This is a genomic window from Streptomyces sp. NPDC058579 (assembly GCF_042718575.1).
In the GTDB taxonomy this organism is placed as follows: Bacteria; Actinomycetota; Actinomycetes; order Streptomycetales; family Streptomycetaceae; genus Streptomyces.
Window position 1 is genome coordinate 32,333 of record NZ_JBHXPI010000012.1, and the last position, 13,883, is coordinate 46,215.

General features: G+C 71.2%; 12 protein-coding genes. 5 read left to right on the plus strand and 7 right to left on the minus strand.

Annotated features, from left to right (window positions below; all coding sequences use genetic code 11):
- Positions 1–14 precede the first annotated feature (14 nt).
- Positions 15–1,823, plus strand: coding sequence for an LCP family protein (locus ACFWRO_RS16915; protein WP_384510581.1), 1,809 nt, complete (start codon positions 15–17; stop codon positions 1,821–1,823).
- Positions 1,824–1,900: 77 nt separating this feature from the next.
- Here the strand turns inward: ACFWRO_RS16915 and ACFWRO_RS16920 are convergent, their stop codons facing one another.
- Positions 1,901–2,920, minus strand: a complete 1,020-nt coding sequence (locus tag ACFWRO_RS16920; protein WP_384510584.1) for a glycosyltransferase family 2 protein — start codon at positions 2,918–2,920, stop codon at positions 1,901–1,903.
- Positions 2,921–3,139: 219 nt separating this feature from the next.
- Between ACFWRO_RS16920 and ACFWRO_RS16925 the strand changes: the two genes are divergently transcribed.
- Positions 3,140–4,522 (plus strand): LCP family protein, encoded by a 1,383-nt coding sequence (locus ACFWRO_RS16925; RefSeq protein WP_384510899.1) that lies wholly within the window; start codon positions 3,140–3,142, stop codon positions 4,520–4,522.
- 64 nt (positions 4,523–4,586) lie between these two features.
- On the opposite strand, the gene ACFWRO_RS16930 is transcribed toward ACFWRO_RS16925, so the two are convergent.
- Positions 4,587–5,120: an acyl-CoA thioesterase gene (locus tag ACFWRO_RS16930; protein ID WP_384510587.1), complete on the minus strand. Its 534-nt coding sequence runs from the start codon at positions 5,118–5,120 to the stop codon at positions 4,587–4,589.
- 119 nt (positions 5,121–5,239) lie between these two features.
- Here ACFWRO_RS16930 and ACFWRO_RS16935 point away from each other — a divergent pair, with 119 nt between their 5' ends.
- Positions 5,240–6,493, plus strand: coding sequence for an LCP family protein (locus ACFWRO_RS16935; RefSeq protein WP_384510590.1), 1,254 nt, complete (start codon positions 5,240–5,242; stop codon positions 6,491–6,493).
- A gap of 126 nt (positions 6,494–6,619) precedes the next feature.
- Complete coding sequence (locus ACFWRO_RS16940; protein ID WP_384510593.1) at positions 6,620–7,948, plus strand: UDP-glucose dehydrogenase family protein; 1,329 nt, start codon at positions 6,620–6,622, stop codon at positions 7,946–7,948.
- A gap of 77 nt (positions 7,949–8,025) precedes the next feature.
- On the opposite strand, the gene ACFWRO_RS16945 is transcribed toward ACFWRO_RS16940, so the two are convergent.
- The 3 genes from ACFWRO_RS16945 to ACFWRO_RS16955 are packed head-to-tail and all read right to left on the minus strand — an operon-like array spanning position 8,026 to position 10,963.
- On the minus strand, positions 8,026–9,219 hold the full coding sequence (locus tag ACFWRO_RS16945) for a dipeptidase (RefSeq protein WP_384510901.1): 1,194 nt from the start codon (positions 9,217–9,219) through the stop codon (positions 8,026–8,028).
- A gap of 47 nt (positions 9,220–9,266) precedes the next feature.
- Positions 9,267–9,797: a 5-(carboxyamino)imidazole ribonucleotide mutase gene (gene purE, locus ACFWRO_RS16950; protein WP_384510596.1), complete on the minus strand. Its 531-nt coding sequence runs from the start codon at positions 9,795–9,797 to the stop codon at positions 9,267–9,269.
- On the minus strand, positions 9,794–10,963 hold the full coding sequence (locus tag ACFWRO_RS16955; protein ID WP_384510904.1) for a 5-(carboxyamino)imidazole ribonucleotide synthase: 1,170 nt from the start codon (positions 10,961–10,963) through the stop codon (positions 9,794–9,796). Before ACFWRO_RS16955 ends, purE begins: the two co-directional genes overlap by 4 nt.
- 183 nt (positions 10,964–11,146) lie before the next feature.
- On the opposite strand from ACFWRO_RS16955, the gene ACFWRO_RS16960 reads away from it, so the two are divergent.
- Positions 11,147–11,665: a GtrA family protein gene (locus tag ACFWRO_RS16960; RefSeq protein ID WP_384510598.1), complete on the plus strand. Its 519-nt coding sequence runs from the start codon at positions 11,147–11,149 to the stop codon at positions 11,663–11,665.
- Positions 11,666–11,680: 15 nt separating this feature from the next.
- Here the strand turns inward: ACFWRO_RS16960 and ACFWRO_RS16965 are convergent, their stop codons facing one another.
- Together ACFWRO_RS16965 and ACFWRO_RS16970 are read right to left on the minus strand one after the other, a co-directional pair.
- On the minus strand, positions 11,681–12,955 hold the full coding sequence (locus ACFWRO_RS16965; protein WP_384510601.1) for an ATP-binding protein: 1,275 nt from the start codon (positions 12,953–12,955) through the stop codon (positions 11,681–11,683).
- A 168-nt stretch (positions 12,956–13,123) separates the two neighbouring features.
- On the minus strand, positions 13,124–13,801 hold the full coding sequence (locus ACFWRO_RS16970) for a response regulator transcription factor (RefSeq protein ID WP_189602000.1): 678 nt from the start codon (positions 13,799–13,801) through the stop codon (positions 13,124–13,126).
- Positions 13,802–13,883: the final 82 nt, after the last annotated feature.

Here is a 13,883-nt window from a genome sequence, read left to right on the forward strand (position 1 = left end):
GAGGGGGACCAGGGGTGGGACAGAACAGCGTGCGTGGGGAGGGGACCAGGGGTCGCGTTCCGCACGCCCGCGAATTGGGCTGGGACGAGAGTCTCTACGGGGACGACGGCGAACGGGGCCCGGGCGACCGGGCTTCGGGCGACCGCGCTTCGGGCAACCGGTCCGCGGGTGACGGGACTTCGGGCGCCGCGGCTTCCGGCGACGGGGCTTCCGGCGACGGGGCTTCCGGCGACGGGGACAAGAGCGGTCCCGGGCGGAGCGCCGGCGAAGGCCGTGCGAGCCACCGGCGCAAAGGGCCGCGCAGGCGCGCCAAGAAGAGCGGCAAACGCAAGGTGCTGCGCTGGGTCGCGGCGACCCTGTCGTTCCTGATACTTGGGACGGCCGCCGCCGGATACCTGTACTACCAGCACCTCAACAACAACATCCGCGGTGGCAGCCGCGCCGGTGGCGACAGCGGTGTGAAGAAGGCCGCGCCGAACGCGCTCGGCGACACCCCGCTCAACATCCTGCTCATCGGCTCCGACAGCCGCGCCGACGAGAAGAACGTGGCGCTGGGCGGCGGAAAGAACGAGCGGGACCGCAAGGCGCTCGCCGACGTGCAGATGCTGCTGCACATCTCCGCGGACCGCAAGAACGCCAACATCATCTCGATCCCGCGCGACACGATCGTCAAGATCCCGCAGTGCAAGGACGAGGCCGGCAAGCAGTACGCCGAGACGACCACCAGCCCCATCAACGAGACCCTGGCCCGCGGCGGTCCCGGCTGCACGCTGACCACCTGGGAGAGCATCACCGGGGTCTACATCGACCACTGGATGATGGTCGACTTCGCCGGTGTGGTCTCCATGGCGGACGAGGTCGGCGGCGTCCCGGTCTGCGTGGACACCGGTGTCTGGGACAAGTCGACCCGGCAGGTGAAGGGCGGTTCCGGCCTGAAGCTGAAGGCGGGGACCACCGAGGTCAAGGGTGAGCAGGCGCTCCAGTGGCTGCGCACCCGGCACGCGTTCGGCAGCGACCAGAACCGCGCCAAGGCCCAGCACATGTACATGAACGGCATGATGGAGAAGCTCCAGAGCCAGAACGCCTGGACCGACACCGGACGTCTCATGGGCCTGGCCGAGACCGCCACCAAGGCGCTCCAGGTCTCCGACGAGATCCGTTCCGTGTCGAAGCTCTTCGATCTCTCGATGCAGCTGAAGAACGTGAAGCTGGACCGCCTCACGACGGCGACGATCCCCACCACCGAGTGGTCCCAGGACCGGAACAAGCTCGTCATGGTGCCGACCGCCGCCGACAAGATCTGGTCGATGCTCCGCGACGACGTCGCCCTCGACAAGAACGGCGACCCGGCCGGCGCCAAGCCGACCGCGTCCGCGAAGCCGAAGCCGCAGGGCCCGACGGCCGCCGCGCCCGGGACGCTCGCCGTCACGGTCGTCAACGGCACGGCCGGCGACGGCGCGGCGCCCACGGAGGGCCGGGCCGGCACGATGGCCGAGACCCTGAAGGGCAAGGGGTTCACGCAGGCGGACGCCTCGCGGAGCGCCGAGCCCCGCAAGGACACCGTCGTCAAGTACCCGAAGTCCGGCGGCGATCAGGGCAAGGCGGACGCGCTGTCCGTGGCCAAGGCGCTCGGTCTGCCCGACACGGCGGTCCGCGCGGACGCGACGGCGCAGAACATCACCCTGGTCATCGGCGCGGACTGGCGCGAGGGCGCCACGTACAAGAAGCCGAAGTCCGAGGCGGGCGACCTGCCCGAGGGCGCGGACGACAAGGTGAAGTGCATGGAGGTCTACAGCGTCTACAAGTGGGACGGCAAGAGCTGACCCGCTGACGACGTCCACATACGGCGAACGGCCGGGCCCCGAGGGGACCCGGCCGTTCGCCGTGTTCGTACGAGGTGTCAGACCTTCGCGCTCGTCGTCACCGCCGGGCGGCGGCTCGCGATGACCTTCTTCGCGAGCGCGCGCGGGCTCGTCAGGAAGCCGTAGCCCCAGGACATGTGCATCGTCGCGAGGGCCACCGGGATCTGCAGGCGGGCCTTGAGCGGGAGGCCCTTGCCCGCCGGGACCGAGCCCGCGGCGATCGCGGCCAGGTAGCCGGCCGGGATCAGGAAGCCGAGCGGGGTGAGCGCCGCGCCGACCACGACACCGGCCGCGATCGCGCAGACGGCGGTCGGCGGGGCGAGGTAGCGGAGGTTGATCGAGCCCTGGTGGTAGCGGGCCACGACGTGGCGCCAACGGCCGTAGTCCTTGTACTGCTTCGCCAGCGCGCGGACGCTGGGCCGCGGGCGGTACTGGACGCGCAGCTCGGGCGAGAACCAGATCAGGCCGCCCGCCTCGCGGATACGGAAGTTCAGCTCCCAGTCCTGGGCGCGGATGAACTCGATGTTGTAGCCGTCCTGCTGCTCAAGCGCCTCGCGGCGGAAGACACCCAGGTACACGGTCTCGGCCGGGCCCGCCTGGCCGCCGGTGTGGAAGGCCGCGTTGCCGACGCCGATCTTCGAGGTCATCGCGGCGGCGACCGCGTGCTCCCAGTCGTTCTCGCCCTCGGCGTGCATGATGCCGCCGACGTTCTGCGCGCCCGTCTCCTCCAGGAGGCGGACGGCGGTGGCGATGTAGTTGGGCGACAGCATGCCGTGACCGTCGACCCGCACCACGATCGGGTGGCGCGAGGCCTTGATCGCCGCGTTGAGGGCGGCGGGCGTGCGGCCGGTGGGGTTGGGCACGGTGTGGACGCGCGGGTCCTCTGCGACGAGTTCGGCGGCGATCTCGTCGGTGCGGTCCGTGGACGGGCCGAGCGCGATCACCACCTCCATCTCGCCGTCGTACTCCTGCTCGAGGATGTGACGGACCGAGTTGCGCAGGTGCCGCTCCTCGTTGAGGACCGGCATGATCACGGAGACGGGGGGCGTGGCGTTCATTGCCGGCCACGTTACCGCGAATGGGGGACAGGAAGCGCGTCACGGCGAGCGCCGCACCCTTGCGCTGATCGTATGGGCCTACGGTGCTCACGGTTCCCCTCGTCACACCCGCGGAGGTGTCCCCCGGTGCCCACACCGCCCCGCACGCCCCGTCCCCGGCCGACCGCCCGTCCCGTACCGGCGCGCCGCGGCAGACGGGCCGCGCGGCCCCGGTGGGGCATGCGGATGGCGACCACCCTCTCCGTCGTCGTCCTCGGGGCCGGCGGCATCGGGCACGCGCTGGTCACCGGCCTGGACACCGGGATCAACCGGGTCGACCCGTTCAAGGACATGAAGAACCGCCCCCGGGCAGGGGACGGCATGAACGTGCTGGTCGTGGGCACGGACGGGCGCGACAGCATCACGCCCGAGCAGCGGAAGGCGTACCGGCTGGGCGGGGCTCCCTGCCACTGCACGGACACCGTGATGCTGGTGCACATCAGCGAGAAGCGGGACCGGGCGAGTGTGGTGAGCCTCCCCCGCGACTCGTACGCCGAGATGCCCGAGCACACCGACGCGACCACGGGGAAGCGGCACCAGGCGCACCCGGTGAAGCTGAACGCCGCGTACGCCGAGGGCGGGCCCGGGCTGACCGTGCGGACGGTCGAGAACCTGACGGGGGTGAAGATCGACCACTATCTGGAGGTCGACTTCACCAGCTTCATGAAGACGGTCGACGCGGTCGGCGGGGTGGAGATCTGTACGCCCCGGCCGATGAAGGACAAGTACACAGGCCTCGACCTGGCGGCCGGGCCGCACGAGCTGAACGGTGGGCAGGCGCTGCAGTACGTGCGCTCGCGCCATGTCGACGGCGCGGCCGACATCGGCCGGATGCAGCGGCAGCAGCGCTTCCTCGCGGCGCTCATCGACCGGATGTCGAGCGGCGGGGTGCTGCTGAACCCGGTGCGGTTCCGTGAGGTGGCGACGACGATGCTGAACTCGGTGCGGGCGGACGCGGGCTTCGGTACGGAGCAGCTGCTGTCCCTCGCCAAGGCGATGCAGGGGTTCACCCCGGCGTCGTCGGAGTTCGTCTCCGTACCGGTCGGGGACTGGAGCTTCCCCGTGCCGGGCATCGGCTCGACGGTGAAGTGGGACGCGCCCAAGGCGCAGACGCTGTTCCAGGCCCTGCGCGAGGACCGGCCGCTCGCCCCGCGGCGCGCGGAGACCGCGGACGCGAAGGGGCGGCCGAAGCCGGTGGTGGTGGACGTGGCCCCGAAGACGATCCGGGTGCAGGTCTACAACGGGACCCGGACGGACGGCCTGGGCCGCAAGGTGGACGACGGCCTGCGGGCCACGGGCTTCGACACGACGCGGGCGCCGCGCACCGGGGAGGGGCCGGAGCGGCGGCGGACGCTGGTGGAGTACGACCCGCGCTGGGACCGCTCGGCGAAGTCCTTGGCGGCTGCGCTGCCGGGGGTGGAGCTGAAGGCGGTGAAGGGGCGGGGCAGGACGCTGCGGGTGGTGGCGGGCCTCGACTTCAAGGCCGTCACACGGGTCCGGGCGGACGAGCCGGAGTCGGGGCCGTTCGAGGCGGTGTCGGGGGACCAGGTGGTCTGCCCGTAGGCGGCGGCCCTCCCCTAGGGGGTGGCGGGCGGAAACGTTTAGCCGCAGCCCCTTGGTCCTCGTACTAGTCCTCGTAGCCCTCTGCCACTCGCTGTTCGCGGAGTTCCATGATCGCTCGGCGGCGGGCCAGGCGGTGGGTGCGGCGGATCTGGGCTTCCTGGTAGCGGCGCTTGTCCTTCTCCGTCTCCGGGACGATCGGGGGCACCACGCGGGGCTTGCCGTCGGCGTCGACCGCGGCGAAGACCAGGTACGCCGAGCCGACCTGCTGGGCGGGCGTGGACTCGTTCCAGCGTTCGGCCATGACCCGGACGCCGACCTCCATGGAGGACCGGCCGGTCCAGTTGACCTGGGCCTTCACGTGCAGCAGGTCGCCGACCCGGACCGGCTCCAGGAACGCCATCTCGTCCATGGACGCGGTCACCGCCGGTCCGCCCGAGTGGCGGCCCGCGACGGCGCCCGCCGCGTCGTCCACCAGCTTCATGATCACGCCGCCGTGCACCGTACCCAGGAGGTTGGTGTCGTGGCTCGTCATGATGTGGCTGAGGGTGGTGCGGGACGCGGAGGTGGGCTTGCCCGGGATATCGCCCTGATCTGTCATGCCCTCCACCTTATGCCGGGTCCCGGTCCGGTCCTCTTTGCATCAGCTTGGCAACAGCGCCGCCCCGAATCCCCACCCGCCCTGTCGGCCCCCGAGGGGCGGCCTGCAAGATGGTCCGTATGAATGACTGGCCGAACTCGCAGCCCGACGGACCCCGCCGGATGCGCCACGTGCAGCGCCCGCAGGTGCCCCAGCAGCAGCCGCAGTACGACCAGGGCTACGACCAGGGCCAGCAGTACAACCCGAACTTCACCCAGCAGCAGGCCTCCGGCTACGACAGCGGCTACAGCAACGGCCAGGTCTACGGCGGCCCGCAGGGCGGCGGCCGTGGCACCGTGCCGCCGCAGCACGACCCCCGGTACGTGCCGCAGCCGCAGCCCGGCCGTCCCGCGCCCGACTGGCGCCGCCGGGTCAAGATCGGCTCCATCGTGGTCGTCGTCGGCGTGCTCGCCTGGAGCGTCGGCACGTACGCCTGGGCCAGCTCCCAGATGCGCAACGAGGTCGATCTCGCCAGGGTCATCGAGCGGCCGGCCGCGGGCGACTGTACGACGTACCTGATCGTCGGCTCCGACAGCCGTGAGGGCATGTCGGCCGAGGAGAAGAAGAAGCTGCACACCGGCTCCGCCGAGGGCAAGCGGACCGACTCGATGATGATCCTCGCGGCCTGCTCCAGCGGGAACACGATGGTCTCCCTCCCCCGTGACTCCTGGGTCACCATCCCGTCCTTCGTCGGCTCGGAGTCCGGCAAGAAGTTCGGGGCGCGCGGCGGCTCCAAGCTCAACGCGGCGTACGCGATGGACGGACCGGAGCTGCTGGTCCGCACGGTCGAGTTCAACACCGGCCTTCGCATCGACCACTACGCGGAGATCGGCTTCGCCGGCTTCGCGAACATCGTGGACGCGCTCGGTGGTGTCGACCTGAACATCGAGAAGGGCTTCAAGGACAAGAAGTCCGGCGCCGACTTCCAGGCGGGCGAGCAGACCCTCAACGGCGAGCAGGCCCTCGCCTTCGTCCGTACCCGGTACGCCTTCGCCGAGTCGGACCTCGCGCGGACGAAGAACCAGCAGAAGTTCCTCTCCGCCCTGGCCAACCAGGCGGCGACGCCGGGCACGATCCTCAACCCGTTCAAGCTGTACCCGACGCTGGGTGCCGGCCTGGACACGCTGATCGTGGACAAGGACATGTCGCTGTACGACCTCGGCAAGATGTTCTTCGCGATGAAGGGCATCAACGGCGGCGACGGGAAGTCGATGAACATCCCGATCTCCGGCAGCGCGCCGCAGGGCTCCCTGAAGTGGGACATGCCCAAGGTGAAGCAGCTGGTCTCGCAGATCCAGAACGACGAGCCGGTCACGGTGACGTCGAACCGCTGACCCGGTACCGCTGACCCGGCGAACCGCTGACCCGGCGGACGGGGCCCTTCCGGGCCCCGGACCAGGGCACGAGAGCGCACGACTATGCTCGGGCAGGCATTCCGCCCGACCTCCCTGGAGTCCCGTATGGCCCTCAAGATCACGGTGATCGGCACCGGCTACCTCGGCGCCACGCACGCAGCGGCCATGGCGGAGCTCGGCTTCGAGGTCCTCGGCCTCGATGTCGTGCCCGAGAAGATCGAGCTGCTGTCCACCGGTCGCGTACCGATGTACGAGCCCGGCCTGGAGGAGCTGCTCTCCCGGCACGTCGCCGGGATCGAGGGGTCGACCGGGCGGCTGCGCTTCACCTCCTCCTGGGAGGAGGTCGGCGCCTTCGGCGACGTCCACTTCGTCTGCGTGAACACTCCGCAGAAGCACGGCGAGTACGCGTGTGACATGAGCTACGTCGACGCCGCCTTCGGCTCGCTGGCGGCCGTGGTGCGCGAGGGCGCGCTGGTCGTCGGCAAGTCGACGGTCCCGGTCGGCTCGGCCGAGCGGCTCGTGGAGCTGCTACCGGAGGGCGTGGAGCTGGCCTGGAACCCGGAGTTCCTGCGCGAGGGCTTCGCCGTGAACGACACCCTGCACCCGGACCGGGTGGTCGCGGGTGTGACGAGCGAGCGGGCCGAGAAGCTGCTGCGCGAGGTGTACGCCGGTCCGATCGCGGAGGGCACGCCCTTCGTGGTGACCGACTTCCCGACGGCCGAGCTGGTGAAGACCGCCGCCAACTCCTTCCTCGCGACCAAGATCTCCTTCATCAACGCGATGGCGGAGGTCTGCGAGGCCGCGGGCGGCGACGTCGCGAAGCTGGCCGAGGCGATCGGCTATGACGAGCGGATCGGGTCCAAGTTCCTGCGCGCCGGGATCGGCTTCGGCGGCGGCTGCCTGCCGAAGGACATCCGCGCGTTCATGGCACGGGCGGGCGAGCTGGGCGCGGACCAGGCGCTGACCTTCCTGCGCGAGATCGACTCCATCAACATGCGGCGGCGCGGCCAGATGGTCGAGATGGCCCGGGACGCGGTCGGCGGCGACTCGTTCCTCGGCAAGCGCGTCGCGGTGCTCGGCGCGACCTTCAAGCCGGACTCGGACGACGTACGGGACTCCCCCGCGCTGAACGTGGCGGGCCAGATCCATCTCCAGGGCGGACAGGTCACGGTCTACGACCCGAAGGGCATGGAGAACGCCCGCAGGCTCTTCCCGACCCTCGGGTACGCCCCGACGGCCCTCGAGGCGGTGCGCGGCGCGGACGTGGTGCTGCACCTCACCGAGTGGCGCGAGTTCCGCGACGAGCTCGACCCGGCGGAGCTGGCGCCCGCGGTGACCTCCCGCGTGATCCTGGACGGCCGCAACGCCCTGGACGCCGCCCGCTGGCGCGAGGCGGGCTGGGTGTACCGCGCGATGGGGCGCCCGCGCGCGTAAGTACTCGTAAGGAAGGAAGGGTCCCGCCACCCGTGAGGGAGGCGGGACCCTTCCGTCGCGCAGGCAGTGACGGGCCGTCAGGAGCCGGGCGTGTCCAGGGAGTCGAGCGTCGCATTCGAGGGGCCCCGGCGGGCGCTCAGGTCGCGGGAGACGGCCTCCGCGTCCCGCAGCGCGCGCACCGCGTTGGACCAGGTCAGCTTGGCCAGGTCGGCGTGGGACCAGCCGCGGTGGAGGAGCTCGGCGATCAGGTTCGGGTAGCCCGCGACGTCGTCGAGGCCGGCCGGGGTGAACGCCGTACCGTCGTAGTCGCCGCCGATGCCGATGTGGTCGACGCCGGCCACCTCGCGCATGTGGTCGAGGTGGTCCGCCACCGTCGCCGCCGTGGCGATCGGGCGCGGGTTCTCGGCCTCGAAGGCGCGGTGCAGCTTCATCGCCGCCGCGGTCGTGTCGAGGTGGTGGAAGCCGTGCGCGCGCAGGTTCTCGTCGGCCCGGGCCGTCCACTCCACCGCGGCGGGCAGGATGAACTTCGGTACGAACGTGGCCATCGCGACCCCGCCGTTCGCGGGCAGTTGGGCGAGCACGTCGTCCGGGACGTTCCTCGGGTGATCGCAGACCGCGAGGGACGAGGAGTGCGAGAAGATCACCGGCGCGACGGAGGTCGCGAGCGCGTCCCGCATCGTCGTCGCCGCGACGTGGCTGAGGTCGACGAGCATGCCGACCCGGTTCATCTCCCGGACGACCTCGTGGCCGAAGGGCGAGAGCCCGCCGACGCCCGGCTCGTCGGTCGCCGAGTCCGCCCACGCGGTGTTGTCGTTGTGCGTGAGCGTCATGTAGCGCACGCCCAGGGTGTGCAGCGCGCGCAGCGTGGCCAGGGAGTTGTTGATGGAGTGGCCGCCCTCGGCGCCCTTGAGCGAGGCGATACGGCCCTGGCGGCGCGCCGCCTCCATGTCGTCCGCGGTCAGGGCGGGGGCGAGATCGGCCGGGTACCGCTCCAGGAGCTGGTCGACGATGTCGATCTGCTCCAGGGTGGCGCTCACCGCGTCGTCGCCGGTCAGCTCGGTGGAGACGTACACCGACCAGAACTGGGCGCCGACCCCGCCGGCGCGCAGCCGGGCGAGGTCGGTGTGGAGCGCGCCGGTCTGGTCGGCGGCGATGTCCAGCCGGTCCAGGTCGTAGCCGACGTGCTTGCGCAGCGCCCAGGGGAGGTCGTTGTGGCCGTCGACGACGGGCGTTGCGGCGAGGAGTTCGCGCGCCTCGGCGAGGCGGTCGATGACGCCCGTGGGGGTGCCCGCGTTGGTGCCGGTGCTCACCTCGGCGCTCACTTCGCGAAGCCGAACGACTCCGAGCCCTCGACCTTGGCGCGCAGCCGCTTGCCCTTGTCGGTCGCCTGGTCGTTCAGCTCCTGCTGGAACTCCCGCATGCGGACGAGGAGTTCGGCGTCGTGGGCGGCGAGGATGCGGGCGGCGAGCAGGCCCGCGTTGCGCGCGCCGCCGACCGAGACCGTGGCCACCGGCACACCGGCCGGCATCTGCACGATGGAGAGCAGCGAGTCCATGCCGTCGAGGTACTTCAGCGGGACCGGCACGCCGATGACCGGCAGCGGGGTCACCGAGGCGAGCATGCCCGGGAGGTGGGCTGCGCCGCCGGCGCCCGCGATGATCGCCTTGAGGCCGCGGTCCGCGGCCTGCTCGCCGTACGCGATCATCTCGCGCGGCATCCGGTGGGCGGAGACGACGTCCACCTCGTACGCGATCTCGAACTCGTCCAGGGCCTGGGCCGCGGCCTCCATGACGGGCCAGTCGGAGTCGGATCCCATGACGATGCCGACGACGGGGCTCACAGCAGTCATTCGGTGATCGTTCCTCGCAGGTAGCCGGCGGCGTGACGGGCGCGCTCCAGCACGTCGTCGAGGTCGTCGCCGTAGGTGTTGACGTGACCGACCTTGCGGCCGGGCTTCACGTCCTTGCCGTACATGTGGATCTTGAGCTGCGGGTCCCTGGCCATGCAGTGCAGGTACGCGTAGTACATGTCCGGGTAGTCGCCGCCCAGCACATTGCACATGACCGTCCACGGCGCGCGGGGACGGGGGTCGCCCAGCGGGAGGTCGAGGACGGCGCGGACGTGGTTGGCGAACTGCGAGGTGATCGCGCCGTCCTGGGTCCAGTGGCCGGAGTTGTGCGGGCGCATGGCGAGCTCGTTGACGAGGATCCGGCCGTCGCGCGTCTCGAACAGCTCCACGGCCAGGTGACCGACGACGTCGAGCTCCTTGGCGATGCGCAGCGCCAGCTCCTGGGCCTGGCCCGCCAGCTCGCCCGACAGGTTCGGCGCGGGCGCGATCACCGTGTCGCAGACGCCGTCGACCTGCTGGGACTCGACGACCGGGTAGGCGACGGCCTGGCCGTGCGGGGAGCGGACGATGTTCGCGGCGAGCTCGCGCGTGAAGTCGACCTTCTCCTCGGCGAGGACCCGGACGCCCGCCCGGAACGGGTCGTGGGCGTCCTCCTCCGTACGGACGAACCAGACGCCCTTGCCGTCGTAGCCGCCGCTCACGGTCTTCAGGATGATCGGGAAGCCGCCCCCCCGCCCGTCGCCCGGCCACCGCCCCTCATCGAGGCGCTCCGCGCCGCAGATCTCTCTCGCGAAGGCCGCCGCGTCCGCCGGGTCGGCGACGATGCGGTGGCGGGGGCTGGGCGCGCCGATCTCGTCGAGCTTGGCGCGCATCACCCCCTTGTCCTGGGCGTGCACCAGCGCGGCGAGCCCGGGGCGGACGACGACGCCGTCCTCCTCCAGGGCGCGCAGATGACCGGCGGGGACGTGTTCGTGATCGAAGGTGATCACGTCACAGCCGCGCGCGAAGTCACGGAGCGTAGTCAGGTCGCGATAGTCGCCGATGACGACCTCGCTCACCACCTGCGCCGCCGAATCCTGCGGGGTGTCACTGAGCAGCTTGAACTTGATGCCGAGGGGGATGCCCGCCTCGTGGGTCATACGGGCGAGCTGACCGCCACCGACCATGCCGACTACCGGGAACGTCACCCTCTTAGGGTATCCGCACGATGCGCGGAGCCTCCCCCGCCTGTGGTTTACGACAGCGGAACCGGATTTTCCGATGTTTGCAATGTCCCCGGGCGGGTCACAGGTGGGCTGGTTAGCATGGCTGGGTTGACGAAACCGATCGGACGGGGCTGGACCATCACCATGAGTGAACGAAGCGCACTGCGTGTGCGGCTTGACCGGCTCACGCGTGAGTTCGCCAAGTTCGGCGCGGTCGGCGGTATCGGCCTGCTGGTGGACCTCGGGGTCTTCAACCTGGTGCGCCATCTGACGGAGCTGCCCGTGGTCCGGGCGAGTGTCATCGCCACGGTCGTGGCGATCGGCTTCAACTACCTGGGCTTCCGGTACTTCACGTACCGGGACCGCGACAAGAGCCAGCGGACGAAGGAGCTGACGCTCTTCCTGCTGTTCAGCGTGGCGGGGCTGATCATCCAGAACGGCATCCTGTACGCGGCGACGTACGGCTTCGGCTGGGACACCCCGCTGCAGAGCAACGTCTTCAAGTTCCTCGGGATCGGCGTCGCGACACTGTTCCGCTTCTGGTCGTACCGCACCTGGGTGTTCCGTACGCTGCCGGCCCGGGAGGCCGTGCAGACCGCCGAATCGTTCCTGGAGCAGGCCCCGAAGCAGACGGCGCGGCAGCAGCCGGACCGGGTGCGCTAGCAGCCCCGTACAGGACTACCGGACCGGGCGTTCCCGCTCCTCGTCCGTGCGGCTGCTCCTGACCTCGCGGCTCAGGAAGAGCGCGAAGACCGGGGGGTGCTGCTGGAGCAGCTCCAGACGGCCGCCGTCCGCCTCCGCGAGGTCGCGGGCGACCGCGAGGCCGATGCCCGTGGAGCTGCGTCCGCTGATCGCCCGTTCGAAGATCCGCGCGCCGAGGTCGGCGGGGACGCCGGGGCCCTCGTCGGTGACCTCGATCACGGACTGGTTGCCGGTGACCCGGGTCCGCAGGGCGACCGTGCCGCCGCCGTGCATGAGGGAGTTCTCGATCAGCGCGGCGAGCACCTGGGCCACGGCCCCGGGGGTGCCCACCGCGCGCATGCCCTGCTTGCCCGAGTGGACGATGGCGCGGCCCCCGCTGCGGTAGGCCGGGCGCCACTCCTCGATCTGCTGCTTGATGACCTCGTCGAGGTCGAAGGCGAGGGCGGAGCCGGTGCGAGGGTCGCGGGAGTTCGTGAGCAGCCGCTCGACGACCTCCGTGAGCCGCTCGACCTGCGTGAGCGCGATCGTCGCCTCCTCCTTGACCGTGTCGAGGTCGTCGGCGACGGCGACCTCCTCCAGGCGCATGGAGAGCGCCGTGAGGGGCGTACGGAGCTGGTGCGAGGCGTCGGCGGCGAGCCGGCGCTCGGCGGTGAGCATCCGGGCGATCCGCTCGGCGGAGGCGTCCAGGACGTCGGCGACCCGGTCGAGTTCCGGCACCCCGTACCGCTTGTGGCGGGGGCGCGGATCGCCTGAGCCGAGGCGTTCGGCGGTCTCGGCGAGGTCGGTGAGCGGGGACGTCAGCTTGTTGGCCTGCCGTACGGCGAGGAGGACGGCGGCCACCACGGCGAGCAGGGCCACGGCTCCGATGATCAGGAGGGTGCGGCCGACCTCGCTGGTGATCGTGGAGCGCGATTCCTCGACGGTCACGGTCTCGCCGCGCTCGCCCTCGGCGGTGCCGCGGATGACGCTGCCCTCGGGGCGGTCGCCGATCTCGATGGGGGCGCGGCCGGGGATCTCGATCAGGGCGTACCGCTTGGCGCCGCTCTGCTCGGCGAGGATGTCGGGGTTGACGGGCTCCCCACCGATGAGCCGGCTGTCGACGATGGAGACGAGACGCACGGCCTCGGAGTCCACGCTGTCCTGGGCGCTGGAGGAGATCGTGCGGGTCTCGACGATGACGAGCGAGACGCCGAAGACGGCGATGACGACGAGGACCACGGCGAGCGTGGAGTTGATCAGACGGCGACGCACGGGGGCCTTCCGGGGCGGGCGGGGCGGCGGTGGCTCTCACCGCACCGGGCGGGGCAGTGGTGGTTCTCGCCGCACCGGGCGGGGCAGTGGTGGTTCTCGCCGCACCGGGCGGGGCCGCTGCGGCGGTTGCCCGCCACCTCGGCTCTCTTCTCGCGTCGGCTCGGCGCGTCAGCTCTTCTCGAAGCGGAAGCCGACGCCGCGGACCGTCGCGATGTACCGCGGGTTCGCCGCGTCATCGCCCAGCTTCTTCCGCAGCCAGGAGATATGCATGTCGAGGGTCTTCGTGGAGGACCACCACGTGGTGTCCCAGACCTCGCGCATCAGCTGGTCGCGGGTGACGACCCGGCCGGCGTCGCGGACGAGGACGCGCAGGAGGTCGAACTCCTTGGCGGTGAGCTGGAGCTCCTCGTCGCCCATCCAGGCGCGGTGCGACTCGACGTCGATCCGCACGCCGTGGGTGGCGGGGGCGACGGCCGGCTCGGTGGCGCCGCGCCGGAGCAGGGCCCGGACCCGGGCGAGGAGTTCGGCGAGCCGGAAGGGCTTCGTCACGTAGTCGTCGGCGCCCGCGTCGAGCCCGACCACCGTGTCGACCTCGTCGGCGCGGGCGGTCAGGACCAGGATCGGAACCGTGTGCCCCTCGGAGCGCAGCCGCCGCGCGACCTCGAGGCCGTCCATGCCCGGGAGTCCGAGGTCGAGCACCACGAGGTCGACGCCGCCCTGGAGTCCGGCGTCGAGGGCGGTCGGTCCGTCCTCGCGCACCTCGACCTCGTATCCCTCTCTGCGCAGCGCGCGGGCCAGCGGCTCCGAGATGGATGCGTCGTCCTCGGCGAGCAGTACACGGGTCATGGGGTGATGGTAGTCCGCGCCGCCGACGCCCCGGGGCATGATCCACAGGCTTGGGTCGGCCCCTGCGGATCAGGGTGGATAT

Bases quoted from the DNA above. Each gene is read 5' to 3' on its own strand.
- purE (WP_384510596.1), bottom strand. From the start codon at position 9,797: ATGACTGCTGTGAGCCCCGTCGTCGGCATCGTCATGGGATCCGACTCC.
- ACFWRO_RS16955 (WP_384510904.1), bottom strand. From the start codon at position 10,963: ATGGTCGGTGGCGGTCAGCTCGCCCGTATGACCCACGAGGCGGGCATC.
- ACFWRO_RS16970 (WP_189602000.1), bottom strand. From the start codon at position 13,801: ATGACCCGTGTACTGCTCGCCGAGGACGACGCATCCATCTCGGAGCCG.
- ACFWRO_RS16930 (WP_384510587.1), bottom strand. From the start codon at position 5,120: ATGACAGATCAGGGCGATATCCCGGGCAAGCCCACCTCCGCGTCCCGC.
- ACFWRO_RS16925 (WP_384510899.1), top strand. From the start codon at position 3,140: ATGCGGATGGCGACCACCCTCTCCGTCGTCGTCCTCGGGGCCGGCGGC.
- ACFWRO_RS16960 (WP_384510598.1), top strand. From the start codon at position 11,147: ATGAGTGAACGAAGCGCACTGCGTGTGCGGCTTGACCGGCTCACGCGT.
- ACFWRO_RS16935 (WP_384510590.1), top strand. From the start codon at position 5,240: ATGAATGACTGGCCGAACTCGCAGCCCGACGGACCCCGCCGGATGCGC.
- ACFWRO_RS16940 (WP_384510593.1), top strand. From the start codon at position 6,620: ATGGCCCTCAAGATCACGGTGATCGGCACCGGCTACCTCGGCGCCACG.
- ACFWRO_RS16920 (WP_384510584.1), bottom strand. From the start codon at position 2,920: ATGAACGCCACGCCCCCCGTCTCCGTGATCATGCCGGTCCTCAACGAG.